The sequence below is a fragment of the Pseudomonas sp. PA27(2017) genome, assembly GCF_001945445.1.
GTDB lineage: Bacteria > Pseudomonadota > Gammaproteobacteria > Pseudomonadales > Pseudomonadaceae > Aquipseudomonas.
Map to the genome: position 1 here is coordinate 97,604 of NZ_MSXW01000016.1, position 24,584 is coordinate 122,187.

At 62.8% G+C, this 24,584-nt stretch carries 15 protein-coding genes; 9 read left to right on the forward strand and 6 right to left on the reverse strand.

Going from position 1 to position 24,584, the window contains the following annotated elements:
• Positions 1-47: 47 nt before the first annotated feature.
• Positions 48-1,046, forward strand: coding sequence for an alpha/beta fold hydrolase (locus BVH06_RS08565; protein ID WP_218189099.1), 999 nt, complete (start codon positions 48-50; stop codon positions 1,044-1,046).
• 801 nt (positions 1,047-1,847) lie between these two features.
• Here the strand turns inward: BVH06_RS08565 and BVH06_RS08570 are convergent.
• The gene (locus tag BVH06_RS08570) at positions 1,848-6,716 is read right to left on the reverse strand and encodes an NAD-glutamate dehydrogenase (protein WP_075933782.1); all 4,869 of its coding nucleotides are present in this window, start codon (positions 6,714-6,716) and stop codon (positions 1,848-1,850) included.
• A 282-nt stretch (positions 6,717-6,998) separates the two neighbouring features.
• On the opposite strand from BVH06_RS08570, the gene BVH06_RS08575 reads away from it, so the two are divergent.
• The 8 genes from BVH06_RS08575 to BVH06_RS08610 all read left to right on the forward strand — a co-directional run bounded on the left by BVH06_RS08575 (position 6,999) and on the right by BVH06_RS08610 (position 16,673).
• Positions 6,999-8,882 (forward strand): methyl-accepting chemotaxis protein, encoded by a 1,884-nt coding sequence (locus tag BVH06_RS08575; RefSeq protein ID WP_083651941.1) that lies wholly within the window; start codon positions 6,999-7,001, stop codon positions 8,880-8,882.
• A 151-nt stretch (positions 8,883-9,033) separates the two neighbouring features.
• Positions 9,034-9,993, forward strand: a complete 960-nt coding sequence (locus BVH06_RS08580) for a MoxR family ATPase (RefSeq protein WP_013790950.1) — start codon at positions 9,034-9,036, stop codon at positions 9,991-9,993.
• Entirely contained in the window at positions 9,993-10,946 is a 954-nt protein-coding gene (locus BVH06_RS08585) for a DUF58 domain-containing protein (RefSeq protein WP_075930737.1), read from the forward strand. Before BVH06_RS08580 ends, BVH06_RS08585 begins: the two co-directional genes overlap by 1 nt.
• Positions 10,943-11,437, forward strand: coding sequence for a DUF4381 domain-containing protein (locus BVH06_RS08590; protein ID WP_075933783.1), 495 nt, complete (start codon positions 10,943-10,945; stop codon positions 11,435-11,437). The genes BVH06_RS08585 and BVH06_RS08590 overlap by 4 nt, the downstream gene beginning before the upstream one ends.
• Positions 11,430-12,461 carry a VWA domain-containing protein gene (locus BVH06_RS08595; protein ID WP_075933784.1) on the forward strand — a complete coding sequence of 344 codons (1,032 nt, stop codon included), beginning with the start codon at positions 11,430-11,432 and terminating at the stop codon, positions 12,459-12,461. Before BVH06_RS08590 ends, BVH06_RS08595 begins: the two co-directional genes overlap by 8 nt.
• A complete protein-coding gene (locus BVH06_RS08600; RefSeq protein ID WP_075933785.1) occupies positions 12,458-14,200 on the forward strand; it encodes a VWA domain-containing protein in 1,743 nt (580 codons plus the stop codon). Before BVH06_RS08595 ends, BVH06_RS08600 begins: the two co-directional genes overlap by 4 nt.
• Complete coding sequence (locus BVH06_RS08605; RefSeq protein WP_075930741.1) at positions 14,197-15,837, forward strand: BatD family protein; 1,641 nt, start codon at positions 14,197-14,199, stop codon at positions 15,835-15,837. The genes BVH06_RS08600 and BVH06_RS08605 overlap by 4 nt, the downstream gene beginning before the upstream one ends.
• 11 nt (positions 15,838-15,848) lie before the next feature.
• A complete protein-coding gene (locus BVH06_RS08610; RefSeq protein WP_075930742.1) occupies positions 15,849-16,673 on the forward strand; it encodes an AraC family transcriptional regulator in 825 nt (274 codons plus the stop codon).
• Between the two features lie 593 nt (positions 16,674-17,266).
• On the opposite strand, the gene BVH06_RS08615 is transcribed toward BVH06_RS08610, so the two are convergent.
• The 5 genes from BVH06_RS08615 to BVH06_RS08635 form a co-directional block, all read right to left on the reverse strand.
• A complete protein-coding gene (locus tag BVH06_RS08615) occupies positions 17,267-17,854 on the reverse strand; it encodes a LysE family translocator (protein WP_075933872.1) in 588 nt (195 codons plus the stop codon).
• A 614-nt stretch (positions 17,855-18,468) separates the two neighbouring features.
• On the reverse strand, positions 18,469-20,124 hold the full coding sequence (locus BVH06_RS08620; protein WP_075933786.1) for a hypothetical protein: 1,656 nt from the start codon (positions 20,122-20,124) through the stop codon (positions 18,469-18,471).
• A 135-nt stretch (positions 20,125-20,259) separates the two neighbouring features.
• Complete coding sequence (locus BVH06_RS08625) at positions 20,260-20,922, reverse strand: hypothetical protein (protein ID WP_139315599.1); 663 nt, start codon at positions 20,920-20,922, stop codon at positions 20,260-20,262.
• A gap of 93 nt (positions 20,923-21,015) precedes the next feature.
• Positions 21,016-23,394: an RND family transporter gene (locus tag BVH06_RS08630; protein ID WP_075930745.1), complete on the reverse strand. Its 2,379-nt coding sequence runs from the start codon at positions 23,392-23,394 to the stop codon at positions 21,016-21,018.
• 19 nt (positions 23,395-23,413) lie between these two features.
• Positions 23,414-24,457, reverse strand: coding sequence for a YCF48-related protein (locus BVH06_RS08635; protein WP_075933787.1), 1,044 nt, complete (start codon positions 24,455-24,457; stop codon positions 23,414-23,416).
• Between the last annotated feature and the right edge of the window lie 127 nt (positions 24,458-24,584).

Genomic DNA, 24,584 nt, shown 5'->3' on the forward strand with positions numbered 1-24,584 from the left:
TCAATGAGGGGTCAGTCTTTGCTCCCCTCTTTGTCTGGAGCATCGCCGTGCGCATTGCCCTCGCTTCTTTGCTGATCGCAGGTAGCCTGCCTGTCCTAGCCGCCGAAACGCCACGTTATGGCGCCGAGCTGCAGGGGTTCGATTACCCCCATGAAGTCAAACGCTTCAACCTCGAATCGCAAGGCGTGTCGTTGCAGATGGCCTACATGGACGTACAGCCCGAGAAGGCCAATGGCCGCACGGTGCTGCTGATGCACGGCAAGAACTTCTGCGCAGCAACCTGGGAAGGCAGCATCAAGGCGCTGAGCGAAGCCGGTTACCGCGTGGTAGCGGCCGATCAGGTCGGTTTCTGTAAATCCAGCAAGCCGGCGCACTACCAATACAGCTTCCAGCAACTGGCCAGTAACACCCACGCGCTGCTCGAACAGATCGGCGTCGACAAGGTGACCGTCATGGGTCACTCCATGGGCGGCATGCTGGCCACCCGCTACGCCCTGCTCTACCCCGAGCAGGTCGAGCAACTGGTGATGGTCAACCCGATCGGCCTGGAAGATTGGAAAACCCTCGGCGTGCCCTACCTGAGCGTCGATCAGTGGTACCAGCGCGAGCTGAAAACCACCGCCGAGGCCAGCCGCAACTACCAGAAGAACACTTACTACGCCGGCCAATGGCGCCCCGAGTTCGATCGCTGGGTCGAAATGCAGGCGGGCATGTTCAATGGTGACGGCAAGAAGATCGTCGCCTGGAACTCGGCACTGACCTACGACATGGTCTACACCCAGCCAGTGGTCTACGAGTTTTCCCAACTGAAAATGCCCACCCTGCTGCTGATCGGCGAGCAGGACAACACCGCCATCGGCAAGGACGCGGCGCCCGAGGCGATGCGCAACAAGCTGGGAGACTACAAGGCGCTGGGCCCAGCCACTGCTGAGCGTATTCCCGATGCTACGCTGGTGACTTTCCCGGACCTCGGCCACTCGCCGCAGATTCAGGAACCCGATCGCTTTCATAAAGCATTGCTCGAAGGGCTCGACCGCAAGCGTTGACACCCAATCAATGCTCGGGCCCAGGCGTTAGGCAGGCATATCAGCCTGCCTAACCGCACAACGTCAGCGGTGGGGCATGGCCACAAAACCACACCGTCACAACCCCATAGGAGCGTCGCCCCCAGAGCGAACGATTGTCGCCATATGGCGTAATCGCGCTGCGCCCACTATTCGCTGCGGGTCGCAGCTCCTACAGGGATCGTGAGCAACTCGGCATTCGTGTGGGAGCGCCGACCTCGGCGCGAACGATTGTGGCCATGTCGCGCAATCGGCATCGCACCCACTATTCGCTGCGGGTCGCAGCTCCTACAGGGATCGTGAGCAACCCAACACTCGCGTAGGAGCGTCGCCCTCGGCGCGAACGATTGTCGCCATATGGCGTAATCGCGCTGCGCCCACTATTCGCTGCGGGTCGCAGCTCCTACAGGGATCGTGAGCAACCCGGCATTCGTGTGGGAGCGCCGACCTCGGCGCGAACGATTGTGGCCATGTTGCGCAATCGGCATCGCACCCACTATTCGCTGCGGGTCGCAGCTCCTACAGGGATCGTGAGCAACCCAACACTCGCGTAGGAGCGTCGCCCTCGGCGCGAACGATTGTCGCCATATGGCGTAATCGCGCTGCGCCCACTATTTGCTGCGGGTCGCAGCTCTCACCATGATGCTGAGCAACCCCACACATGGCATCCCGCAAAAACCTACTGGTGATCTGCGGACAATTGGGTCGCTCGCAGCCAGCAGGCCTTGAAACGAAAACGCCCCGAACCAGTCGGGGCGTTTTCATTTACAGCCGTTACTCAGCTCAAGCCGGCAACACAGGCAGCTGGCTTTGCGCCAGATCGCTCAGCTCGCGATTTGCCACGGCATACATGGCGTAGTCACTTCCGGTAGCCGCACGCAGTTCGGCGAGCATGGCCTTCCAGCGGTCGACCAGTCGACGGTTCTGCTCCAGCCACATCTCGACCCGCGCCTCGATCGACTCCGGCCCGTTGGCCAATTGCAGAACCGAGACGGTGATGGCGCGCTGCTGCGCATCCAGATCGTCGCGGAACGCCTCGCGGGCCAGAGCCTGCCAATTGCTTTCCACGCTCAGGCCGCTGATCTGTTGCAGGTACCAGGACAGATCCAGGGCATCGGATACCGCAAAGTATGCGGACGCTACCTCGGTCGGCTCGTAGCCGGTGAGATCGGCGGACTCGATGATCGGCAGCAACGTATAAAGGTGACCGGTGCCGGCAACAACGCGGGACAGCAGCTCCGGCACGCCAGCCTCGACATAGGTCTGGTAGCGCGCCATCCACTCGTCCCGGGCCGGGCCTTCGAGCAGCTCGTCCAGGCGCATGGCCAGCGCCTTGACCCGTGGGCCGAGGTGGGCCACGTCGCGGGCGGCATCCAGGTCGTTGCGACGGCTGCGCAGGTACCAGCGCGTGGCGCGACGGCCCAGACGCATCAGCTCGTCCATCATGGTCAACTGGAGGTCGGCCGGCACCTGGTTGTCCAGGGCTTCGATCTGGCGCCACCAGAACGGCAGGTGGAAGACATCGCGTACGACTACGTAGGCAGCGGCTACCTGGGCCGAACCCACGCCGGTGGATTCCTTCAGGCGCTGCACGAAGGTGATGCCCATGTGGTTGACCAGATCGTTGGCGATCTGCGTGCTGACGATCTCGCGCTTGAGGCGATGACGACGCATGGCCTCGCCATACTCCTGCGCCAGGCGCGCCGGGAAGGCGGTTTCCATCTCGCGCGCCAGGTAGTCGTCGTCGGCGACGTCGGACTTGATCAACGCCTCCTGCAGCTCGATCTTGCTGTAGGAAATCAGCACGGACAGCTCGGGACGGGTAAGCCCCTGGCCCTTGGTGGCGCGCTCGTTGAGCTCCTCTTCGCTGGGCAGGAACTCCAATGCGCGGTCCAGCTTGCCGGAGGCTTCCAGCGCCGCCATCAGGCGCTTGTATTCACCCTGGCGTTCACGGGCGCGGCGCTCGGCCAGCGACAGCGCCTGGGTCTGCTTGTAGTTGTTGCCCAGCACCAGATTGCCCACGTCCTCGGTCATCTCGGCGAGCAGCGTGTTGCGCTGCTTGCCGGTCATGTCGCCGGCGGTGACGATCTCGTTGAGCAGGATCTTGATGTTCACCTCGTGGTCGGAGCAGTCCACACCACCGGCGTTGTCGATGAAGTCGGTGTTGCTGGCCCCGCCACCCAGGCCGTACTCGACGCGACCGAGCTGAGTCATGCCCAGGTTGCCGCCCTCGCCCACCACCTTGGCACGCAGTTCTCGGCCGTCGACGCGCAGCACGTCGTTGGCCTTGTCGCCGACGTCGGCATGGCTCTCGCGGCTGGACTTGACATAGGTGCCGATGCCGCCGTTCCAGATCAGATCGACCGGCGCCTTGAGCAATGCGTTGAGCAGCTCGGTCGGCGCCAGTTTGTCGGCCTGGATATCGAAGCGTGCCTTCATTTCCGGGCTGATGGCGATGCTCTTGGCACTGCGCAGGAAGATGCCGCCACCCTGGGAGATCAGCGACGCGTCGTAATCGGCCCAGCTCGAACGCGGCAGGTCGAACAGACGCTTGCGCTCGACGAAGCTGCGCGCGGCATCCGGGTTCGGGTCGATGAAGATGTGCAGGTGGTTGAAGGCAGCGACCAGCTGCAGCGACTCGGACAGCAACAGGCCGTTACCGAACACGTCACCGGCCATATCGCCGATGCCGATCACGGTGGTCAGATCCTTCTGCACGTCGATGCCACGCTCACGGAAGTGGCGCTGCACCGAGACCCAGCCGCCCTTGGCGGTGATGCCCATGCCCTTGTGGTCGTAACCGGCCGAACCACCCGAGGCGAACGCATCGCCGAGCCAGAAGCCGTATTCGTTGGCGATGCCGTTGGCGATGTCGGAGAAGGTCGCAGTGCCTTTGTCCGCCGCGACGACCAGATAGGGATCATCGGCATCGTGGCGCACCACGTTGGCCGGTGGCGCCACCTCGCCTTCCTTGAGGTTGTCGGTGATGTCCAGCAGGCCGCTGATGAAGATGCGGTAGCAGGCGATGGCCTCGGCCTGGATCTCGTCGCGACCGCCACCCAGCGGCAGGCGCCGCGGCACGAAACCGCCCTTGGCGCCGACCGGCACGATCACCGCGTTCTTGACCTGCTGGGCCTTGACCAGGCCGAGCACTTCGGTACGGAAGTCTTCTTCACGATCCGACCAGCGCAGGCCACCGCGAGCGACGTTGCCGAAACGCAGGTGAACGCCTTCGACCCGCGGTGAATAGACGAAGATCTCGAACTTCGGTACCGGCCGTGGCAGTTCGGGAATCGCACTCGGGTTGAACTTGAAACTGAAGTAGTTCTTCACCTCGCCCAGGGCGTCGGGCTGGTAGAAGTTGGTGCGCAGGGTGGCCTTGATCAGGTCCAGGTAGCGACGCAGGATTCGGTCTTCGTTGAGCACCGCGACGTTGTCCAGCGCGCCGAGAATGGCCTGCTCGAGCTTCTGCTGCTTGTCGTTCAGGTCGTCGGCATTGAGCTTGCGGGCGAGGTAGAAGCGCGTCCGGAACAGACGCACCAGCTCGCGGGCGATATCGGCATGGTTGAGCAGCGTGTTGGCGATATAACCCAGGTCGAAGCCCAGGCGAATCTGCTTCAGGTAGCGGGCATAGGCGCGCAGCAGCGCCACGTCACGCCAGGCCAGGCCGGCGGTCAGCACCAGGCGGTTGAAGGAATCGTTCTCGGCATCGCCGCGCACGATGTGCACGAAGGCGTCCTGCAGCGTGTCGTTGAGCTGCTGGATGTCGAGCTTCATGCCCTCGGGGTAGGTGAAGGCGAAATCGTGAATCCAGAACTCGCGACCGTTCTGGTGCTGCAGGCGATACGGGAATTCGCCCAGCACGCGCAGGCCGAGATTCTCCAGCACCGGCAGCACGTCGGACAGCGCCAGCGGCGTGTCGGCGTGGTACAGCTTGCAATGCAGCTGACGCTCACCAGGCACCAGCGGCTGGTAGAAGCTCATGACCAGTGGGCGCTCCTCGGAGAGGCTGCGCAGATGCTGCATGTCGACCACTGCCGAATGCGGTGCGAAGCGCTCGCGGTAACCGGCCGGGAAGCTTTTCGGGAAGTCGGTGAGCACGCGGGTGCCCTTGGCTTCGCCGAAATTCTCCACGGCCAGGGCGGCATAGTCGTCGGTCCACGAACGGCAGGCCTGGACGACTTCGCGCTCGAGCTGCTGAGGGTCGATGTCCAGCTTGGTCTTCGGGTCCACACGCAGAATGAACTGCACACGGGCCAGTACCGACTCGGAGAAATAGGTCCAGAACTCGCAGTCGCTGGCCTGCAGGCGATCGACCAGCACCTGCTGGATACGCAGGCGGGTTTCCGTGGAGTAAACGTCGCGCGGCACGTAGGCCAGGGCGTAGACGAAACGACCGTAGGGGTCGAAGCGCAGGAACAGGCGTACCTTGTTGCGCTCCTGAATCTGCACGATCGACAGCGCCGTGCTGGCCAGTTCGTCGACCGGCGTCTGGAACAGGTCGTCGCGCGGCAGCACTTCGAGAACCTTGACCAGCTCCTTGCTCAGGTGGCCCTGGGAGATGAAGCCGGAGCGCTTCTCGACCTCGGCGACCTTGCGGCGGATGTAGGGAATCTCGCGCACGCTCTCGCTGTAAGCGGTCGAGGTGTAAATACCGAGGAAACGGCATTCCTTGACCACCTTGCCGCTGGCGTCGATCTCGCGAATGGAAACGAAATCCGGGTAGGCCGGGCGGTGCACGCGACTCGGTTGCGCCGCCTTGGCGAACGACAGCAGGGTCGGTTCACGCAGGTAGGCCAGCGCGTAGGGCTCGATGTGCAGGTCGTCCTTGCTCAGGCCGCTGCGCAGGCGCCGGGACAGGCCCAGCAGCGAGCTCTCGTCGTACTGCAGGTGGCCGCCATCGACGGCGTCGTGAACGGTGAATTCCTCATAGCCGAGGAAGGTGAAATGGTTGTCCTGCAGCCAGGCGAGAAACACCTTGATCTCGTCCAGCTCGGCGGGGTCGGTGGCACCCTTACCGAAGGTGCCGTCGCCGAGCTTGGTCAGCAGTTCCTGGGCCTTGGCCTTCATCGGCTGGAAGTCGGCCACGCTCAGGCGCACCTCTTCGAGCACTTCGAGCAGGGTCTTCTGCAGCGACTTGATTTCGGTGTTGCTGGCGCAGCGGTTGATCTCCAGGAACATCAGCGACTCGAGGCTGACGCCCTCGCCGGTACTGCCCTTGGGCAGCAGTTCGAGCAGCGCGCCCTGGGCGTCGCGGCGCACGCTGAGCACGCTGTTCTGCAGGGTATGAATGCTGTAGCCGCGGCGCTTGAGTTCGATGCGCACGGAGTCGACCAGGAACGGAATGTCCGGGTGCAGCACCTCGATGCCGGTGTGGGTGCTCTGCCAGCCGTGCTTTTCATAGTCGGGGTTGAATACGCGGACCTGCGGTTGGGCGGGATCGAACTGGGCCAGCAGGCGCCAGGCCGAAAGGGTGCAGCCAACGAGGTCGGAAAGTCGCCGCTGAGTCAGCTCTTCGAGTGCGATGATGCCAAAGAACTGTTCAGCGAACAGGGCCACTTGTGGCAGGTCCTGCTCGCTGACGTGCTGCGCCAGGGCCGCTTGCAGTTGATGCTGGAAGTCGGCTTTGCTGGCCGCGGTGAAGAACGCCATTTGTATGCTCCGTCTATGGGCTTGGTATGTGCGATTCGTGTTTCCATGCGTAGTTCAACCTTAGACCGGCTGCCTGCAAACGCTACCTGAAATGCGCGATGACGCTCCGGTCACAGGTGCCCGGAGAGCTTAACGAGGCGAGTGCGATGCACGCTTGCGGTGCAGCGACATTTTCGTTCACGCTGCCTGCGCCACAGCAGACATCGTACGACCGCTTGCACTGTGCCAGCACAACACCTAAAGTCTGGCGTCAATAAAAATAAAGCCAAACGGACACCCCCCATGTCACTGTTCCTTTCCTGGAAGCAGAAGTTTCGCCTGCTGATTCTCATCACCCTCTCCAGCCTGGCGCTGATGACGGCCGCCTCGTTCTGGGCCACGCAAACCCTGAGCGCTGCCCTGCAAGCCAGGGAAGACGCCACGGCCTACGCCGGCGCCTCGGCCGCGCTGATGAACCAGTGGCTCAAGCTGGGCGCGGAACGTCGACGCCTCACACCCGATGATGAAGAGGATTTCCAGGACAGCCTGACGGCGCTCAGCGCGCTCTCCAGGCAATATGCCGAGCGCGCCGAGCGCCTGGACGATGAGTCGGTGATCGACAGCTCCCGGCAGATCGACGAAATGCTGCAGGAAGACATCCGCCTGCAGCACAGCTGGCTGGAGCAATCCCACGAGCTGGGCCTGACGCCGTTCACCGGGCAGCGCGCCAAGCTCGCCGAGAGCGGCAAAGGCCTCGAACGGGTGAGCATCAGCCTGATCCAGGCATCGATCGCCGAAGCGTTGAGCAACCAGCGTGATTACCTGGCCACCTTCGACGGGGCCTATGCCGAGCGCGTGCAAGCGGCGCTGGCCGACCTGCAGGCCCGCATCATCGAACTGGAATGGCAGGACAGCCAGGTTGGCAAGGCGGTCACCAGCTACAGCGCCGATTTCGCCGCTGCGGATGGGATGATCCAGCGCATCGCCGCCACCGAAAAGCACCTGCTCGACCAGGGCCGGCAGATCGAAAACAGCATCGAAGCCCAGCGCGTTCATCTGCAACAGACCGTGCTGGCCAATGCCACTCGCCAGGCCGAACAGGCGCGCAGCACCGCCAATTGGGCCATGGGGCTGACCTTCGTGGCGGTGTCGCTGTTCATGCTGATCACCCTGAGCCGCGCTTCACGCCTGCTGATGGCGCAGCTGGACAGGGTCAACCGCCTGCTCGCCCAGGTCGCGGCGGGCAATCTCACCGCGCGGATCGACGTCGGCCAGAACCATCGCGACGAATTCAACCAATTGGGCAGTGCCTCGAACCAGATGACCCAAGGTATCGCCGGGGTGATTCGCCAGGTGCTCGACGGCAACCAGCAGCTCAACCAGCTGCACAGCTACCTCAACGACGCCATGCGCCGCCTCGAGGAGAACAGCACACAGGTGGAGATGCAGACCGAGCAGGCCGCCTCGGCCTCCCAGCAGATTTCCGCCACGGTCCACGAAATGGCCCAGCGCACCACCGATGTCGGCAACGCCACCCAGGCTGCCTATCAGTCGGCGCGCGATGGTGCTTCGGTGATCACTGCCAGCGCCGACAACATGCGCCGCCTGTCGCAGCTGATTCAGGACACCCACGCCCAGGTCAGCGCCCTTACCCAGTCGAGCACCAAGGTCACCAGCATCATCGACGTGATCAACGGCCTGGCCGACCAGACCAACCTGCTGGCACTGAACGCCGCCATCGAAGCAGCCCGTGCTGGCGAGGCCGGCCGCGGCTTCTCGGTGGTCGCCGACGAAGTGCGCTCCCTGGCCCAGAAGACGGTGGCGGCTACCACCGATATCGCGGTGATCGTCAACGAGCTGCGCCAGCAGACCCAGCAGATGGACCAACTGATGACCAGCGGCCTCAACCTGGCCACCCAGGGCGAGCGCAGCTCCGGCGAAGTGGCCCAGGCCATCGACGGCATCACCGGTTCCATGGAGCATCTCAGTGCCGAGATGAGCCAGGTGGTGGTGGCCATCGAGCAGATTTCCTGCACCACCGAGGAGATCGCCGCCAAGGTCGAGGACATTAACCTGCACACCGGCAAGACCAAAACCCTGCGCCTGAGCCTGGACGAACACACCCAGGGCCTGTCGCGGCAGGTCGAGGCGCTCAACCACAGCGCCGGCCAGTTCCGTATCGTCTGAGCCGGTGCCGGCCGCCTGCTGCGGTAGGCGGCTGGCGACCCGGTCACAGACCGCGTCCGGCTCGCATGGCTTAACGCCCCTGCCTTCGATTATCATGGACGGCCCTGGCGAGCGGGGTTCGTCGCTCGCGATTCGCATCTGGACAGCCCCAATGGAACACAGAGACGCGCTGCTCGCTCTTCGCCACTTTCTCGCCAGTCAGATCCTCGGCCAGGAAAAGCTCATCGATCGCCTGCTGATCGCCCTGCTCGCCGACGGCCACATGCTGGTCGAAGGCGCTCCCGGCCTGGCCAAGACCAAGGCGATCAAGGAACTGGCCGAAGGCATCGAAGCCGAGTTCCACCGCATCCAGTTCACCCCCGACCTGCTGCCGGCCGACATTACCGGTACCGAGATCTATCGCCCGGAAACCGGCAGTTTCGTATTCCAGCAGGGGCCGATCTTCCATAATCTGGTGCTCGCCGACGAGATCAACCGCGCGCCGGCCAAGGTACAGTCGGCACTGCTCGAAGCCATGGCCGAACGCCAGGTATCGGTGGGCCGCAGCACCTACGACCTGTCGCCGCTGTTCCTGGTCATGGCCACCCAGAACCCCATCGAGCAGGAAGGCACCTACCCGCTGCCCGAAGCCCAGCTCGACCGTTTTCTGATGCACGTGAAGATCGGTTTCCCCGACGCCAGCGTGGAGCGCAAGATCCTCGCCCAGGCCCGCGGCGAAGCGCTGCACGGCGAGACCAAGCCCGATCATCGTCTCAGCCAGCAGGCGATCTTCTCCGCGCGCAAGGAAATCCTCGGCCTCTACATGGCCGATGCGGTGGAGGAATACCTGGTGCAGTTGGTAATGGCCTCGCGCACCCCCGGCAAGTTCGACGCCGAGCTGGCCGAGTGGATCGCCCACGGCTCCAGCCCGCGCGGCTCCATCGCCCTGGATCGCTGCGCGCGGGCCCACGCCTGGCTGGCGGGCCGCGATTTCGTCAGCCCCGAAGACATCCAGGCGGTGCTGTTCGACGTATTGCGCCACCGCATCATCCTGTCGTTCGAGGCCGAGGCCTCGGGCATCGACCAGGACCGCGTGGTCCAGCGCATCCTCGACGTGGTCGCGGTGGCCTGATGCTTTCGCATGCGGATAACCCTGAGCTGCAGGCGGGCATCCGTACCGATCTCAAGCAACTGATCGACATGCGCCACCGGGTGCGCGAGGTGCAGCTGTTTTCCACGCCGGGCCGCCGCAGCCCGCTGATCGGCCTGCACCACTCGAAGCTGCGCGGGCGCGGGGTCGACTTCGACCAGGTGCGCGTCTACCAGCCGGGTGACGACGTGCGCACCATCGACTGGCGCGTTACCGCACGCACCCAGGAGCCGCATACCAAACTGTTCCACGAAGAACGCGAGCGGCCCATCTACCTACTCGTCGAGCAGAGCCGCCAGCTGTTCTTCGGCTCGGGCCTGATGTTCAAGTCGGTGCTCGCCGCCCGCGCGGCCGGGCTGATCGGCTGGGCCGCCCTGGGTCACAACGACCGCATCGGCGGGCTGGTCTTCGGCGGCCAGGACAACCACGAGATCAAACCGCGGCGCAGCAAGCAAAGCCTGCTACAACTGCTCAGCCGCCTGGCCCGTGCCAATCAGGCGCTGTCCGCCGACACGCCGCTGGTGCGCGACAGCTTCGGCCAGGCCCTGCGCCGTGCCCGCGAAGTGCTGCGCCCCGGCAGCCTGGTGGTGATCCTTTGCGACGAACGCACCCTGGGCGACAGCAGCGAGCAGCAGCTGATGCTCCTGGCCCGGCATACCGACCTGCTGCTGCTGCCGGTCTCCGACCCGCTCGATCACGCCCTGCCCGCCTCCGGCCTGCTGCGCTTCGCCGATGGTGACGCCCAATTGGACGTGGACACCGAAGACGCCAACCTGCAGCACAGCTACCGCGATCAGGCCCAGGCACGCCGCGCGCGCTGGCAGCGCCTGGCGAACAAGCTCGGCGTGCCGCTGCTGTCACTGTCGACCGGCCAGGAACTGGTCGAGCAGTTGCACGAGCACCTGAACAACCTGCGCCCGGGTCGATCGGCATGAACCCGCTGGACCAGCTCGAACCGTTGATCGCCCCCGCCGCCATCGGCTGGTGGCCGCCGGCGCCCGGCTGGTGGCTGCTCGCCGTGCTGTTGCCCGTGCTGCTGTGGGCCGCCTGGCGCCTGGCGCCGCGGTTGCCCCGGCCACGCCGCAAGCAGGCCGTCGAACAGCCCCTCGATCCGCTGCGCGAAGCGGCCCTGCAGGAGCTGCAGCGCCTCAGCAAACCCTATGACGGCGCCGCCGCCGGCCCCTGGCTGCAGCAGCTCAACGGCCTGCTCAAGCGCCTGTGCCGCGAGCGCTACCCGGACAGCCACAGCCATACCCTGAGCAGCCGCGCCTGGCTGGCGTTTCTCGACAACCGCTGCCCGGCCGCCGGGCTGACGCGCTGGATGATCCTCGTCGAGGGCGCCTACAAACCGCAGTGCAACCTGGACGACAAGGCCATCGACGGCCTGCACCAGGCGGTCGCCATCTGGATTCGCAAGCATGTTTGAATTCGCCTGGCCGTGGCTCTTCCTGCTCGCGCCCCTGCCCTGGCTGCTGCGCCTGTGGCTGCCGGCCGCCGACAGCGGCGAAGCGGCGCTGCAGGTAAGCTTTCTCGGCGAGCTGGAAAGCCTATCCGGGCGCCGCGCCCGCCTGCAGCTGCCGCCCTGGAAGAAGCAGGTGCACTTCGCCTTGCTCTGGCTGCTCTTGCTGATCGCCGCCGCGCGCCCGGAATGGGTTGGCGAGCCACTGCCGCTGCCGGCCAGCGGGCGCGATCTGCTGATCGCCGTGGACGTGTCCGGTTCAATGGATTACGCCGACATGCGCCTGGAAGACGAGGACGTCAGCCGCCTGACCCTGGTCAAGCAGTTGATCGGCGAGTTCATTGATGGCCGTACCGGCGACCGTGTCGGCTTGATCCTGTTCGGCAGCCAGGCCTATTTGCAGGCGCCGCTGACCTTCGACCGGCAGACGGTACGCACCTGGCTCGACGAAGCGGTGATCGGCATCGCCGGGCAGAACACCGCCCTCGGCGACGCCATCGGCCTGGCGGTCAAGCGCCTGCGCCAACGCCCGGCCGACAGCCGCGTGCTGGTGCTGATTACCGATGGCGCGAACAATGGCGGGCAGATCGAACCGATGACCGCCGCCCGCCTGGCCGCCGAGGAAGGCGTGACCATTTACCCAATCGGCATCGGTTCCGACCCGCAGCAAGCCGGCAATTTTGCCGCCTTTGGCCTCAACCCGAGCCTGGATCTGGATGAGCCGAGCCTGCGCGCCATTGCCGAACTCACTGGCGGCGAATATTTCCGCGCCCGCGACCAGAGCGAATTGCAAAACATCGAGGCGACCCTCGACCGTCTCGAACCGGTGGCCCAGCAGCCGACCCTGGCGCGCCCGGCCCAGGCGCTTTACATCTGGCCGCTGGCGGCGGCTCTGCTGCTGAGCCTGCTGCTGGTGATCCGCAGCCTGTGGCCACAACTGCGCCAGCAAGCGCTGAGCGCCGCACGACGCCTGGGGCGCAAGACGCCATGAGCGAATTCCTCCCCCATCTCCTGCGCCCGTGGTGGCTGCTGGCATTGCCCGTGCTGGCCTGGCTGCTGTGGTTGCTGGCGCACCGGGAAACCCGTAGCGGTCACTGGCAAAGCCTGCTGCCACCCGCCTTTCACGCCGTGCTGCTGCGCGGTGGCCGGGGCCGGCGCAGCCGCTTGCCGCTGATCATTCTCGCGTTTGCCTGGCTGCTGACCACCCTGGCGCTGGTCGGCCCCAGCTGGCAGCGCATCGAGCAGAACGACGTCAAACCGGCTGACCCGCTGGTGGTGATGCTCGAACTGACGCCGCAGATGCTGGCCAGCGACGCCTCCCCCAACCGCCTGGCCCAGGCCCGTCGCAAATTGCTCGACCTGTTGCAGGCCCGTGGCGACGCGCAGACCGCCATCGTGGTGTACGCCGGCAGCGCCCACACCCTGGTGCCACTGTCCGATGATCTGGGCACCAGCCGCAACCTGCTCGAAGCGCTCAAGCCGTCGATCATGCCCGAGCCTGGAAAACGTGCCGACCTGGCGGTGGCCAAGGCACTCGAACTACTAAAGGGCGGCGCCCAGGGCCAGGGGCGCCTGCTGCTGATCACCAGCAGCCTGGACGACGGCGAACGCAGCGCCATCGCCAGATCGCTCGGCAGTCGCGGCGAGCGTTTGCGCATCCTCGGAGTGGGCAGCAGCGAGGGTGCGCCGATCGTCCAGGAAGACGGCACCTTCATGAAGGACGAGCAAGGTGCGATTCTCATGCCGCGCCTGGACGTCAGCGGTTTGCGGCAGTTCGCGGCGAGCGTCAAAGGGCAATACCGCAGCATCAGCCTCGACGACCGCGATCTGCGCAGCCTCGGCCTGCTCGACGGCCCGTCGCAACTGCGCGACAACGGCCACAAGACGCAATTGCGCAGCTGGGCCGACCAAGGTTACTGGCTGCTCCTGCCGCTGTTGCTGCTGGCCGCCTGCGCGGGCCGTCGTGGCTGGCTGCTGTGCCTGCCGCTGCTGTTGCTCGCCACCCCGCAAACCGGCATGGCCATGAGCTTCGACGACCTCTGGCTGCGTGCCGACCAGCAGGGCCAGCGCTTGCTCGAAGCAGGCCGCCCCAAGGAAGCCGCCGAACGCTTCGAGGACCCGCACTGGCGCGGCACCGCGCTCTATGAGGCCGGCGACTACGCGGCGGCCGCCGAACAGTTCGCCAAGGATGACAGCGCGCCCTCGCTCTACAACCGCGGCAACGCCCTGGCCCACAGCAACGAGCTGGAGGCGGCCATCGATGCCTACGAACGGGCGCTGGAAATCGACCCGCAACTGCAGCAGGCCGCGAAGAACAAGGCCTTGGTCGAGGAGCTGCTGCGCCAGCGCCAGCAACAAGAGCAGGAGCAGCCGGACGCCGGCGACGAGCAGCAATCCGCAGACAAGCCCGACGACCAGCAGCCGCCCGGCCAATCCTCGGCCTCCAGCGACGATGAACAGAGAGGCCAGGGCCAGTCGTCGACCACCGAGGATCAGTCACCAGCCAAGCAGGAGCAGCCGCCCAGCCAGGCCGGCGAGCCCGACGAAAAGGCCGAGCCGGCGCAGACCTCGCCGCCAGACGGCGAGGCCCAGGACGCCGATGCACCGCTCGATGGCGAGCGTCGTCAGGCTCTGGAACAATGGCTGCGGCAGATTCCCGACGACCCGGGCGAATTGCTGCGCCGCAAATTCTGGTACGAACAGCAACAGCGTCAGGAACAACCCCGATGACCCGCCTGCTCTGCACCCTGCTTCTCTGTTTGCTGGCATTGCAGGCCAGCGCGCAGGAATTTACCGCCAGCGTCGACCGCAGCCGGCTGAACCTGGGCGAAAGCCTCGACCTGATTCTCGAATCTACGGATGCCACCGAGTTCGGCAAGCCCGACCTGACGCCGCTCAACGAACTGTTCGACGTACTCGGTACGCGCCAGGTCAACCGGCTGACCACCCTGGATGGCCAGGCGCGTGCCAGCACCCGCTGGATCGTCACCCTGAAGCCACGGCATAGCGGTTACGTGGTGGTGCCGCCGCTGCGCCTGGGCGACTCACAGAGCCAGCCCGTCAGCCTGCATGTGGTGGAATCGACCAGCCAGGGCGCGGACGAGCAGATGGCGCCGGTGTTCATCGATGCCAGCCTGGATCACGAAAGCGTCTACGTGCAGGCGCAGAGCGTGCTGACTCTGCGCATCTATCACTCGGTATCGCTGTACGACGACAGCAGCCTGACGCCGCTGGAGATCGCCGATGCGAGGGTCGAATCCCTGGGGGAACCCCGCACCTACGAGCAGGACATCGGCGGCGTACGCCACGGCGTGATCGAGCTACGCTATGCCATCTTCCCGCAGAAGAGTGGCCAGCTGACCATCCCCAGCCAGGTGTTCAGCGCGACCCTGGCCGACCGCAGCAGCCGCAACGGCTATACGCCGTTCGGCCCGCGCCCGGGCAAGGTCACCCGCGTGCGTTCACCGGAGATTCCCCTGACGGTCAAGGCCAAGCCCGCCGACTACCCGGCCGACGCGCCCTGGCTGCCGGCCCGCGCCCTGAGCCTGGCCGAGGCCTGGAGCCCTGAGCCGGGCCAGGTAAAAGTCGGCGACTCGCTGACCCGCAGCCTGATGCTCAAGGCCGATGGGCTGTCCAGCGCCCAGCTGCCACCACTGCCGGCGACCCAGGTGGAAGGCCTGCGCCGCTACCCCGATCAGCCCCAGTTGAACAACGAAGGCAGTGAGCGTGGGGTGATCGGCAGCCGTGAAGAGCGGGAAGCCCTGGTGGCAGGCAAGGCCGGCAACCTGGAATTGCCCGCCGTGGACGTGGTGTGGTGGAACACCCATGAAGACCGCCTGGAACACACCAGCCTGCCAGCTCGTACCCTGACCGTGGCCGTCGATCCGGCTCTGAGCGTCGAACAGCCGGTGGAGACACGCCCACGCGAAAGCAACGCCGAAAACGTGCTGTTGTGGCCCTGGCAACTAAGCACCGTGCTGCTGGCACTGACCACCCTGCTCGGCTTTGGTCTGTGGTGGCACGCACGCAGCCAGCCGGCGGTGCAGCGTAGCGCCCAGGTCGGGCCCAGCCCGCGCACCCTGCTCGACGACCTCAAGCGCGCTTGCCTGGCCAACGACAGCCAGGCCACCCGCCAGGCTCTCGATGCTTGGGCGCGCCAGCAACCGGAAACCCTGGCCGACATGGCCGCCCGCTTCGCGCCGCTGTCCGAAGCCCTGGACGGCCTCAACGGCGCGCTGTACAGCGAATCCGGCCAGCACTGGCAGGGCAAGCAGCTGTGGCAGGCCATCGGCGAGCTGCCGGCTGCGGAAAAAAACCAGGATAGCGGGCAAGACAGCGGCCAACTGCCGCCGCTCTACCCGCGCTGAAGGAAGCCACCATGGACGCTCGCCCCGCCTCGCCCACCCCCAGCTTCTGGCGCGACGCCGCCCTGCCCTGCATCGAGCTGCGCTCCATCGAAGACGGCAGAAAGGTCTGCTACGGGCGGCACAGCCATGCGTTCTTCTCGATCGGCGCCATCACCGGAGGCCAGAGCACCTACAGCAACCGCGAGGTGGATCGCCAGGTGAGCCAGGGTACGGTGGTGCTGATGAACCCCGGCGACGTGCACGCCTGTAACCCCATCGACGGCGAGCCCTGGTCATATCTGATGTGCTACGTCGACCCGCAGTGGCTGGGCGAGCTGCAGCATGCCCGGGGCTTTACCGACACACCCGCTTTCCAGCGCTTCGCCTCCATCGCCAGCGACGATGCCGAGCTGTATCAGGGCCTGCTGGCATTGCGGCGTTGCCTGCTCGATACATTGGTAAGCACAGCCGACAAGCGCGCCGAGGCCGAGGCATTCTTCGGTCTGGCGCTGCAGCGGCTGATACTCGAAGGTGAGCGTGACGACAGCCTGAACCCGCGCTTGGAACTGGCCGCCGAGCTGATCGAGCAGCACTGCGGCGAGCCGCTGCGCCTAGATACCCTCTGCGAGGCCGCGCAGCTGTCGCCATCGCAATTGATCCGCGGCTTCAAGCAACGCTACGGCCTGACTCCCCACGCCTACCTGCTCAACCGCCGCATCCAGTTCGCCCACGCCCGCCTGAAAAGCGGCGCAGCCCTGGCCGAAGTCGCCCAGGAAGCCGGCTTCGCCGACCAGGCGCATTTCCAGCGCACCTTCAAACAACTCCTCGCCGCCACGCCTGGCCAATACCGCGGCTAGCGACAACCAGCCCGTAGCCTGACCCAACCCCGTAGCCTGGCGTTGAGCGCAGCGATACCCAGGAATCACTCTCGCGAAGATGCCCCCGGGTGTCGCTACGCTCAACCACGGGCTACGGCTCTGTGGCGCTCCAAGAACCTGCCCATAATCTTTCAGCACAGGTTCGTCGATTTTGGCAAGCAAAGTGGTGGAAGCGGCCGGTCGCGCGCATAGGATTGACTGGTGATTACCTGTGGGAGCGGGCCATGCCCGCGAAGAAATCACGGGCATGAACTGGGCGTACCCGCCCGCTCCCATAAGGAGTCCACCAGCATTACCGTTTTGTTTGCGCGCTCGCTCGTAGGGCGGCCTCAGGAGCGAAGCGAACAGTCCGCCGATTCATGCCGATCCTGACGCCGCCGCAACGGCATACGGCTTCGCGAGTACGCCCTACCGTACTGTTCGCGATTTCGTGGGAGGGGCTTTAGCCCCGAGCTCTTTGTTTGCCTCAATAAAAAACTCGAGGCTAAAGCCTCTCCCACGGGTGACCGTCCGTTTCCGCCTTGTAGTTGCAGCTTCACGAGCATAAAGATCATGCGCAGGCTCTAACGGACTTACGCCAACACCAGATACCCAGCACTGGCCACCAACAACCCCGCCAACACCCGATTGAAAACCCGCACCCGCTGCGGCGCCTGCAGATACGGCTGCAAACAGGTCCCGGCAATAGCCCAGCAAGCCAACGACAGATAACAGACCACGCAGTAGATCGCCGCGAACAGCCACACCCGCCCCGCATCACCATCGGCTGCAAAGGCACCCGTGCCGGCAATCGCTGCCAGCCACGCCTTGGGGTTAAGCCACTGCATCAACGCGCCGCCAGCAAAAGACGCAACCGCCCCACCTTCAGCGCTGTGCAACTCGCCGTTATCGACCGCCAAGCGCCAAGCCAGATACAGCAGAAAGGCCACGCCAGCCCACTGGATCGCTGCCGTCAGCCAGGGCAGCAGCTCCAGCAACTGATGCAGCCCCAGGCCAATCAACACCAGCAGTAGCGTGAAGCCCAGCGTCGCCCCGGCGACATGCCGCATGGCCACTCCAAAGCCATGGCGCGCGCCTGCGCTCAGCGAAACCAGATTGACCGGCCCGGGAGAAATGGAAGCGGCCAGCGCGAACGCTGCCATGGACAAATACAAACTCATCATCACGCCTACCTCACTGCTGATCGAGTGAGGCACGTTACGCAGCGCCAATGCGGGCGTATTGAAGAAAATTTGCACCCTCTGAAATGAAAATCGCGGCTAGGCTGCGTTTTTTCGTTTGCCGATCACTCCGATGGGTGAGCGTGGAGCTTAGAGTGACGCGATGGCTGACTTAATAAATGGCACGTGTATCGGAGAGCGATCTTCAACCAGAGCAGGAAGCAGTTCAGTTATTTTTCCAACTTCAAAAGTTGGCTCAAGGTGCCAGGCGTCCACTGGCACGCCATGGCAGACGCTAGTTTCATATATAAGGTCCTCCAGCGTGCAGCACCATATGTCGCGAGCAATCAGACTAAATTCTTTATTCTAGATTTGAATCAATAAGAACTCAATATGACCATCTTCAAATAAAGCCAATTCGACTTCTACTGCCTCTATCTTGTACGCGGGAGTTGGCATCCAGAGTAGCTCTGGATGTGGCTGAGGTATAGATGTAGAGAAAAGCCTAATCATATAAGTCTAACGCTCGGCTCATGCGCCGGCTTGGAGCCGAAAGCGGCGAAAATCGATCGTAATGCAGCCAATTGTTAGTACATGCTTTCTAAATCTGCAAGTTACCATATCCATATCTTGTTAACGGCCGATATAAACATCGCCAAAAGCACAATCAGAAATGAGGCAGTCGCGAATGCAGCCAGTCCAGTGAGCCAATCAACCCAGCCAGGATACGTTGTTTGCAGCATCGGCTTAAATACTATGTCGGCCAGCCCGGCCGCTCCCACTATCCCAAACACCGCCGTCAGCCACCGGTCCATCCGTGACCGTTGTTTTTCGGCCTTGTAACGTCGTTCATCTAAGAACCATCTAGCCTGCTCTTTCCCTGATGCGATGAGTCCTGTTGTGCCGGCAGCAGTCATCAAAAACTCAAGCGCATCAGTAATCTCGCCAGCTTGGCTTGATTTGTGAATTACAGAATCGGCATTGGCCAACGTTTCGTACGCGTATACAAGTTGTTCATCGGATGGAGGTCCTTCTGCTATGGCACATGCCCGCGCAATGCGAATGTTGTGGTACTCGAAGTGCTCCGCCCTGGCCTGGTTCTCTAACAAATGAGCCCTTGTGTTTGGGTCATCCCAAGCATTGTCAGATGCGCCGAGTGGGCGCAGCCACGTCCAGAGCAAAACTGCTCGATTGCCGTGTAAGCAATAGTCATTAAATGGACGAAGGTCAGGAGGGAGGTGCGGAGGATCAGTCATTTCAGGGGAGCGCATCAGGATACGGGACATCGATTGTCCGTACATCTCAAATAACTGGTCCTTGGATTTAGGCTGGCCGGCGAATCGCATTAAGGAGACTGAGGGCCGGCCTTGCCACAACTGTACTCCTGCTACCCCGTCATTCTTTTTGTAGTTTTTTGATACTACCTGCGATGCTACCGCATTTGCGTAGATGGATCTGCAAAGGTCAATCGTCCCCTCCCAATCCATTTGGTCCTCCGATCCCGCGATTTGATGTAAGAGCCATGGCTCCCCATGCAAATCAAAACATCGTCCTTCCTTGCCGAGGGAGTTGTCTAGTGTAGTTCTTGCGGTTAGCCGCATCTTCTTGACGAGCTTACGAGTCCTTCGGTCATCTACACCTTGCCCGCCGATGGAGATTTCACCCTCGAATGCATCAAGCAAGAGCTGCTCACCATCTATTCTTTGAAGTGCCGCCTCTACCCAAACAGATTTAAAGTAGCGCTGAAACAAGTTGACGACATCGCTTATAAAATCTTCCTCGCTCAGATCATCCCATGTCGTATCGAGTTGGAAGCAAATGCACATAAGTCCGTCAGCATGGAGCTTTAGCCATGGGTAGACTGGTAGAGTCAAGTCGTCATTCTCTAGTACGACTGGAGGCAGTGCGGCTCGCAAATGCGGAGGCACTTGTCCCGCCTCGTCACCTTCGATACGCCGCTCGTGGAATGCTAACTCCAAGCAGAAAATCAGGTCCTCGGCGGTATATTGTGGCAAAGAATCGCTGAGCTGGACCGTCCAACTATTATCCCATCGACGCCCCTTCGGTCGTAGCCATTCGAGCTTAACCTCACCATGTTCGTCAAGGTATATGGCCTTCAGGTCAGAGAAACAAACGGTTCTAACTGTACCCGACTTTAAAAGTGCCTTGGCTGTTTTAAGGAGATCGACCCGAGTGACATCAAGGCCAATTGCGTAATTGTAGAAGCAGTTCACCTGCTGTACCCGCAGATTTCTCGATTCAGCCGCCATAGCTAGCTCTTCAAATTGTGGATTGTGGGCCTATTTACATAGGCGATCGGAGGTGAGCTAACGCCTGCATAAGCGGTGCCCTGTCAAGGGCGTCCGATGGAGGCTCGAAGGGCTGGGATGTACTTCATGCACTTTTTAGACGCTTTTGTACTCTTGTGCATAGATGTCCTTTAGAAACGCCAATAAATTCTTCTGGCTCTCATTTATATGGCGAGTAATGTCCTCAGGAGTTATATCCATCATACTGCCAAGATTCTCTGCAACCTTGGGATGCTCCCAGTTCATATGTTGGTTACTAAGCATAGAAAAAACGACTTGCAGCCGATCAAACTGCCAAGCAATCATATTGCAGGCATTTTGACACTCGCGATAGTTAGAGATGCCTAGAACTTGACCTTTAACCAGTAGCGACCGAATACGGTGAACTGGCTGCTCCGCATTTTTCAGAAGCGTCATTAAACGGTCGGCGGACTCCCTGCCTTCTTTTTCGATATACGCAACTGCTAGGGGATGCTGCAGCTCTCTATTGAGGTCGCGGTTGAATTCTTGACTTTCGATGCCTATCCGAACAAACGAGAGCATTTGCACAGCTGGCGAGATTGATTGAACAAACTCGTGTACTGAGTCGGTGAGCTCATCGAGCAACTTGGTTACGGCTTGTGAGCGGTGTTGACGCCGCCATGAAGTTAAAGCAATAAAAGCAACAATAAGAGTTCCAAGCCCGGTTATGCTTTGAACTATTCCAGACCAGTTCCAACTCAAAATTTCGCACCATGCATTCAAAAGTTGTTCTTCCATATAAAAATCAGCCCTCTTTTCGGGCGCAGTAGCAAAACGACCTCTACGGCATGCAAATGCCGTAGAGGTCGCGCCTTTTATAGAGCCAACCCGTCAGTGCGCCAGCAGCGAACCACCCTTCTTGCCCGCCAGTTTCTCGGGTTTGATCAGATAATGGGCCAGGGCCGGTAGCAGCCACAGTGCACCGAACATGTTGACGATGAACATGAAGGTCAGCATAAGGCCCATGTCGGCCTGGAACTTGATCGCCGAGAACATCCAGGTCGCCACGCCGATGGCCAGGCACAGGCCGGTGAATAGTACGGCTTTACCGGTGGAGCGCAGGGTCTGGTAGTAGGCTTCCTGCAGCGGTAGGCCGGCGCGCAGGAAGGTTTCCAGGCGGCTGTAGATATAGATGCCGTAGTCCACGCCGATGCCGACGCCCAGGGCGATCACCGGCAGGGTCGCGACCTTCACACCGATGCCCAGGAAGGCCATCAGCGCATTGCCGAGGATCGAGGTGAGGATCAGCGGCAGCACGATGCAGATGGTCGCGGCGAAGGAGCGGAAGGTGATCATGCACATCGCGCCGACGCACAGGTACACCAGGATCAGGATCAGCAGCTCCGAGGTGCTGATCACTTCGTTGGTGGCCGCTTCGATACCGGCGTTACCGGCGGCCAGCAGAAACTCGACGTTGTCGGACTGATGCTCGGCGACGAAGCCCTCGACCGCTTTCACCGCACGTTTGAGCGTTTCCGCCTTGTGGTCTTCGAGGAATACCAGCACCGGCGCCACCGAGCAGTCGGCGTTGTACAGGCCGTCGGCACGGGCGATGGAGTTGTTGAGCACGTCGGGGTTGCGCGACAGGGTTTCCCATTTCAGGTTGCCCTCGTTCATGCCCTTGATCACCTGGCGCGACACGCTGACCATGGAGATCGCCGACTGCACGCCCTGGGTGTTTTCCATGGTCCACATCAGCTCGTCCATGGCCGCCATGGCCTCATAGGTCGAGCAGCCTTCGGGTGCGGTCTTGACCATCACCACCAGCACGTCGGAGCTGGTCGAGTAGTTGCGGATCACGAAGTCGTTATCGAGGTTGTAGCGCGAATCCGGGCGCAGCTCCGGCGCGCCCTGGTCGAGGTCGCCAACCTGCAGGTTCTGCTGCTGATACCAGAAACCACCGACACCGGCCACCAGTGCCAATGTCACCGAAATCGGCGCAACCTTGGCGCTGGCGAAGTTCGACAGCAGGCGCCAGAACGGATGCTCGCTGACCGCATCGCGCTTGCTGCGCTCCACCGCTTTCCTGCTGATACCGATATAGGAAATGGCCACCGGCAACAGGATCAGGTTGGTAAACACGATGACCGCCACACCGATGGAGGCGCCGATGGCCAGCTCGCGAATCACCCCGATATCGATCAGCAGCAAGGTGATGAAGCCCACGGCGTCGGCGAGGATGGCGATCATGCCCGGCAGGAACAACTGGCGGAAGGTCAGTCGCGCGGCGGTCAGCGAGTTGTCGCAGCCGCCGGATTGCAGGGCGATGCCGTTGATCTTCTGCACGCCATGGGAAATGCCGATGGCGAAGATCAAAAACGGCACCAACATCGAATACGGATCGAGGCCGAAGCCCACCGTGTGCATCAGCCCTAGCTGCCAGCCCACCGCTACCAGGGTGGTGATCAGCACGGCAATGGTGCTGCGGATGCACCAGGTGAACCAGTACAGCAGCACGAAGGTGACCAGCAGCGCGACGCCGAAGAAAAGCGCGACCATCACCAGGCCGTCGATCAGGTCACCGACCTTCTTGGCGAATCCGATGATGTGGATCTGTATGTCCGGGTTCTGCGCCTGGTACTTGTTGCGGATCTTCTCTTCGAGCTGGTGGGAGAACTGCTGGTAGTCGAGCTTGATCAGGCGGCCCTGGTCTTGCGGGTCCGGGTAGGACTCGAGCAGCGGCACGTCGATGATGCTGGACTTGAAGTTGTTGGCTACAAGGCGGCCAATCTGCCCGGACTTGAGCACGTTGCCGCGCAGCTCTTCGAGGCTCTGCGCGCTGCCGTCGTAGGTCTGAGGGATCACCTCGCCACCGGCGAAGCCTTCCTCGGTCACCTCGGTCCAGCGCACGCTGGGGCTCCACAGCGACTTGAGCCCGGAGCGGTCGACGCCGGGGATGTAGAACACCTCGTCGTGGATCTGGCGCAGGGTTTCCATGTAGGACTGGCTGAAGATGTCGCCGTCCTTGGCCTCCACGGAAATACGCACGGTATTGCCGAGGTTCGCCAGGTCGTTGCGGTGCTCCATCATGTTCTGGATGAACGGATGGCTCAGCGGGATCATCTTCTCGAAGCTGGTCGAGGGGCGCACCTGGGTGGCCTGGAAGAACAGAAAGAGGCTGACCAACAAGCAGATCAGGATCACTGCCGGTCGGTTATTGAAGATCAGGCGCTCCAGCAGGCTGGCCTTGTCTTGATCAAGGTTACTCATCGAACACTACCCCAGCTTGTTATTGTTGGCCTGGATTGGCACCGGTCTCGGTGGTCAGGCGTACGCCGCCCTGCCCGACCAGCACCAACTTGCCGTCTGCACCCGCGGTGACGCTCGCCAGGGATACGCGATCCGGGCGGTTGAACACGCTGAAGCTGTTGCCGTGATCGGTACTGCGCAGCACGCTGCCGCCATGGCCGACCACCACGATGCTGCCGTCGCCGAGCGTGGCCGCACTGGCCAGGCCGAACTCCAGGTCACCGCCGCTGGCGGTGGTGAGCGCGACCTGCTGCCAGGTTTCGCCCGCATCGATGGAATGGAACAGGTGGCCGCGCAGGCCAAAGACCAGCAGGCCATTGCCCTCGCCGCTGGCGATCACGCCGAACAGCGAGCCCTGATAGGGGCCTTCGAGGGTTTCCCAGCTTTGCCCTTCATCGGTGGAGCGGAACAGAGCGCCCGCCTCGCCAACGATGAACAGGCCGGCGCCCGGCACATCGGCGATGGCGTTGAGGTGGTAGGTGTCTTCGTTGTCGAGGCGGTCGCTGACGTCGTCCCAGTTGGCGCCACCATCGCTGGTCTCCAGCAATGCACCATAGGCGCCGATGGCGAAACCGTGCTGGGCGTCCTTGAACCACAGGTCGAGCAGCGGTGCTTCGCGCTGCAGGTCTTCGAACTGCTTGGTCCAGGTCGCACCGCCGTCGCTGCTCGCCAGGATCAGCGCGTCGTGGCCGACCGCCCAGCCACGCTGGTCGTCGACGAAATACACCGCGGTGAGCATCTGCCGGGTCGGCACCTTGGCTTGGGTCCAGTTGGCACCATCGTCGTCGGAGTACAGCACGTGACCGCGCTCGCCGACCGTCACCAGGCGTTTGCCGGCATGGGCGACGTCGAGCAGCAGGCTGGAGGCGGCGCGGGTCGACGGCACCGAGAAAGTCGCCGCATCGGCAGCCTGGGCCTGGACGAGCGGCGCGGCGGCCATCAGCAGCGAACACAACGCCAGTGCCTGCAGCACGGGCCGGGTGACTTTACCGCTTCGGGTGCGCCGCACGATGGGCTCACTCATACACAACTCCCCCTTTTGTTCTTGTTATATCAGCGCCTGCGCGGCGCCGCCTATGCTATCGGCCTTTGCAAGGCATGGTAGCCACTTTGATCCGCTGTTTTGTAAGAAAAAGCCCAGTTATCGACCG

What these genes read in the sequence shown, in the direction of transcription:
- BVH06_RS08605 (WP_075930741.1), top strand. Translation starts at nt 14,197, where the DNA reads ATGACCCGCCTGCTCTGCACCCTGCTTCTCTGTTTGCTGGCATTGCAG.
- BVH06_RS08630 (WP_075930745.1), bottom strand. Translation starts at nt 23,394, where the DNA reads ATGAGTAACCTTGATCAAGACAAGGCCAGCCTGCTGGAGCGCCTGATC.
- BVH06_RS08590 (WP_075933783.1), top strand. Translation starts at nt 10,943, where the DNA reads ATGAACCCGCTGGACCAGCTCGAACCGTTGATCGCCCCCGCCGCCATC.
- BVH06_RS08610 (WP_075930742.1), top strand. Translation starts at nt 15,849, where the DNA reads ATGGACGCTCGCCCCGCCTCGCCCACCCCCAGCTTCTGGCGCGACGCC.
- BVH06_RS08575 (WP_083651941.1), top strand. Translation starts at nt 6,999, where the DNA reads ATGTCACTGTTCCTTTCCTGGAAGCAGAAGTTTCGCCTGCTGATTCTC.
- BVH06_RS08635 (WP_075933787.1), bottom strand. Translation starts at nt 24,457, where the DNA reads ATGAGTGAGCCCATCGTGCGGCGCACCCGAAGCGGTAAAGTCACCCGG.
- BVH06_RS08580 (WP_013790950.1), top strand. Translation starts at nt 9,034, where the DNA reads ATGGAACACAGAGACGCGCTGCTCGCTCTTCGCCACTTTCTCGCCAGT.
- BVH06_RS08620 (WP_075933786.1), bottom strand. Translation starts at nt 20,124, where the DNA reads ATGGCGGCTGAATCGAGAAATCTGCGGGTACAGCAGGTGAACTGCTTC.
- BVH06_RS08615 (WP_075933872.1), bottom strand. Translation starts at nt 17,854, where the DNA reads ATGAGTTTGTATTTGTCCATGGCAGCGTTCGCGCTGGCCGCTTCCATT.
- BVH06_RS08625 (WP_139315599.1), bottom strand. Translation starts at nt 20,922, where the DNA reads ATGGAAGAACAACTTTTGAATGCATGGTGCGAAATTTTGAGTTGGAAC.
- BVH06_RS08585 (WP_075930737.1), top strand. Translation starts at nt 9,993, where the DNA reads ATGCTTTCGCATGCGGATAACCCTGAGCTGCAGGCGGGCATCCGTACC.
- BVH06_RS08600 (WP_075933785.1), top strand. Translation starts at nt 12,458, where the DNA reads ATGAGCGAATTCCTCCCCCATCTCCTGCGCCCGTGGTGGCTGCTGGCA.
- BVH06_RS08570 (WP_075933782.1), bottom strand. Translation starts at nt 6,716, where the DNA reads ATGGCGTTCTTCACCGCGGCCAGCAAAGCCGACTTCCAGCATCAACTG.
- BVH06_RS08595 (WP_075933784.1), top strand. Translation starts at nt 11,430, where the DNA reads ATGTTTGAATTCGCCTGGCCGTGGCTCTTCCTGCTCGCGCCCCTGCCC.